Genomic DNA, 2,912 nt, shown 5'->3' on the forward strand with positions numbered 1-2,912 from the left:
GCGGGAGCGGGCGGCGCCGACCTGGCCGGACAGCCGGGCGAGGCCATCACGGCGGTCGGCGATGGCCCGCGCGACGTCCTTCAGGCGCCGTTCCTCGGCGGTGAGCGCGTGTTCGAGTTCGGCGCGGTGGGCCACGGTGTCGTCGAGGGCGTGCCGGGCCGCCTCCAGCGCGGCTTCCAGCTCGGCCTCCTGCTCGCGGACGCGCGCGGCCTCGCGCTCCAGGTCCTCGGGGTCGCGGCCGCGCCGTTCCTCGGCAGGCGCGGAGGTGGCGCTGCGGACGCGGGCCTCGGCGAGCGAGACGGTGCCGCGTACCCGCTCGGCGAGTTGGGACAGCTCGTAGAAGGTCTGCTGGGCGCGCTGGAGGCGGGGGGCGAGCCTGCGCGCCTCGTCCTCGAGGTGGGCCTCGCGCTGGAGGGCCTGGCGCAGTTCCCGCTCGGCCGTGTCCTTGCGTTCCTTCAGTGCGGCCTCGTCGGCGATCTCGGCGCCGAGTGCCTGGCGGAGCCGTACGAGGTCGTCGGCGAGGAGGCGGAGGCGGGCGTCGCGCAGGTCGGCCTGGATGACGGCGGCGCGGCGGGCGACGGCGGCCTGGCGGCCGAGCGGCTTGAGCTGGCGCCGGAGTTCGTCGGTGAGGTCCTGCACGCGCGCGAGGTTGGCCTTCATCGCGTCCAGCTTCCGCAGCGCCTTCTCCTTGCGCTTGCGGTGCTTGAGGACGCCCGCGGCCTCCTCGATGAAGGCACGCCGGCCCATGGGGTCGGCGTGCAGTACGGAGTCGAGCTGGCCCTGGCCGACGATGACGTGCATCTCGCGGCCGATGCCGGAGTCGGAGAGAAGTTCCTGGATGTCCAGCAGCCGGCAGGTGTCGCCGTTGATCTGGTACTCGCTGCCGCCGTTGCGGAACATCGTCCGCGTGATGGTGACCTCGGCGTACTCGATGGGCAGCGCGCGGTCGGAGTTGTCGATGGTGAGGGACACCTCGGCGCGGCCCAGCGGCGGACGGCCGGTGGTGCCGGCGAAGATGACGTCCTCCATCTTGCCGCCGCGCAGCGACTTCGCGCCCTGCTCGCCCATGACCCAGCTCAGTGCGTCCACGACGTTCGACTTGCCCGAGCCGTTCGGGCCGACGACGCACGTGATGCCCGGCTCGAAGCGGAGCGTGGTCGCGGAGGCGAACGACTTGAAGCCGCGGAGGGTCAGGGCCTTGAGATGCACGCATCCGGACTTTACCGGGCAGGCGGTATCTCACTCCATGAACACTCGCAACCCCACGGTTTCGCCCAAGTGCACGAAGGGCACACCATTTGTTGAAGGGGCTGAAAGACTGCGCGGGGGAAAGAACTGAGGGACGCCGAAGCGTCCCTGAGGACTCGGACAGGCGGGCCTCGCCGTCCGGGTCTGGATGGAGCGACTGCTGTCGTGGAGCGATGCAGTGATCAGGTGAGCGCAGGCTCCGCCTGGTGTGCGTCGATGCTCTCCATGATCCTGTCCTGAGAAGCGGCAGCCGCCAGTGCGTCGTTCTCCGACTGGATCCGAGTCAGCTCGGATTCCAGATCCTGTACGCGCTGCTGGAGCCGTCGCATCTCGGCGAGGAGTCGCGGGTCGGAGCCGCCGACGTAACCGAGAAGCGCCTTTGCCATGATGGATGGTCCTCCACACTGAGTGACCAACCGAAGCGGTTGGATCGTGAGGGATTCGCACCCGGCATGCCTGGCACACGCTGGTGTTGCACTGCCGTTCGTCATGCCAAACAGCCAAGATGCGCGGGGCTTTCAGCGTCTCACCAAAAAGTTTGACGGTCAACACGATCACACCCCGTATTGGGGGGCGAACCCGTGGCGCGCGGCCGATGGACGGCGGCGCCGGTGCTTGTACGGGGCCCTCGGGGCGTGACGATCAGGTGTACCTCGGGAGCCTGCCACGTGGAGCCGTTCTTGGCAACCACCAGCCTCTTTTCGCTCCGGGGACCCCCGCGCGGCACCCTGCGGAGAGGGCCCGAAGGGGTGTCGGGGGTGCCGGGTCAGCGAATGGCGAAGCCGTCGTATCCGCCGCGGGGTGTGTCCCAGATCTCGGTGACACCGTCGACCCGTCCGGGCGTGTCGGCGCCCTGGAGCCAGTCGAGCAGCCCCTCACAGCCGTCACGGGGCCCCTCGGCGACCACTTGGACCCGTCCGTCGGCCAGATTGAGAGCAAAACCACTCAGCCCGCCGATCTCCAGCGCCCTGGCACGCGTGAACCAGCGGAAACCCACTCCCTGGACCTGTCCGCGCACCCAGGCCACCAGCCGTACTTCCTCGCTCATGGCTGCAACCTAACCGCCGGATGTCCCGCGAGGCACACCCTGCCCCAGTGGCATGCGGTACCGTCCCGGTCCAATGACTCTCATCTGAAACTCACTCGAACGAGTGAGTTGGACCGGCCGGGGGGAATCCGCCGCGACCCGGCGTCGGCCGTCCGCGAGAACGAGGAATGGGGCAGGGCATGGGACGCCATCGACGATCCGGCACCGCGACCACGGGGCCGGAGTCGTACGAAGCCAGGGGCACCGCGTCGTACCAGCGGCCGCAGGCGTACGCGGCGACCGCAGCCCGCAGCAAGGACTACCTGTACGCCACCGACGACGAGCGCCGGGCCCTGGAGGCCGACTTCGCCGCCACGGTCGGCTCGAAGCAGCGCGGCCACCGGCGCGCCAAGAAGGCCGCCACCCCGGTGCGTACGGGCCTGCTGGGCGTCTCCGCCGCTGTCGCCCTCGGCACGGCGGCCGTCGCCACCGGCGCGGTGCCCGGCCTGCAGAACTACCGGCTCGGCGGCGGCACCAGCAGCGGTCCCGGCGAGACCGTGCAGGCCGTGGGCGCCCCCGGCAACGCCGCCAGCGAGCAGGGCGGTGCCTCCGGCAGCGCGGACACCCCCAGCACCCC

3 protein-coding genes and 1 pseudogene are annotated in these 2,912 nt (G+C 70.6%); 1 reads left to right on the plus strand and 3 read right to left on the minus strand.

Going from position 1 to position 2,912, the window contains the following annotated elements; genetic code table 11:
* The 3 genes from CCN33_RS16750 to CCN33_RS16760 all read right to left on the minus strand — a co-directional run.
* Positions 1–1,209 (minus strand): chromosome segregation SMC family protein (locus CCN33_RS16750; RefSeq protein WP_167387877.1); only part of this gene is annotated, 1,209 nt, incomplete at its 3' end.
* 221 nt (positions 1,210–1,430) lie between these two features.
* Positions 1,431–1,634, minus strand: coding sequence for a hypothetical protein (locus CCN33_RS16755; RefSeq protein WP_086694400.1), 204 nt, complete (start codon positions 1,632–1,634; stop codon positions 1,431–1,433).
* A gap of 380 nt (positions 1,635–2,014) precedes the next feature.
* Positions 2,015–2,296, minus strand: coding sequence for an acylphosphatase (locus CCN33_RS16760; protein ID WP_086694401.1), 282 nt, complete (start codon positions 2,294–2,296; stop codon positions 2,015–2,017).
* A 179-nt stretch (positions 2,297–2,475) separates the two neighbouring features.
* Here CCN33_RS16760 and CCN33_RS16765 point away from each other — a divergent pair.
* Positions 2,476–2,912: pseudogene (locus CCN33_RS16765) on the plus strand (CAP domain-containing protein); the annotation flags it as partial.

The sequence above is a fragment of the Streptomyces recifensis genome (assembly GCF_002154615.1).
Classification (GTDB): Bacteria; Actinomycetota; Actinomycetes; order Streptomycetales; family Streptomycetaceae; genus Streptomyces; species Streptomyces griseoluteus.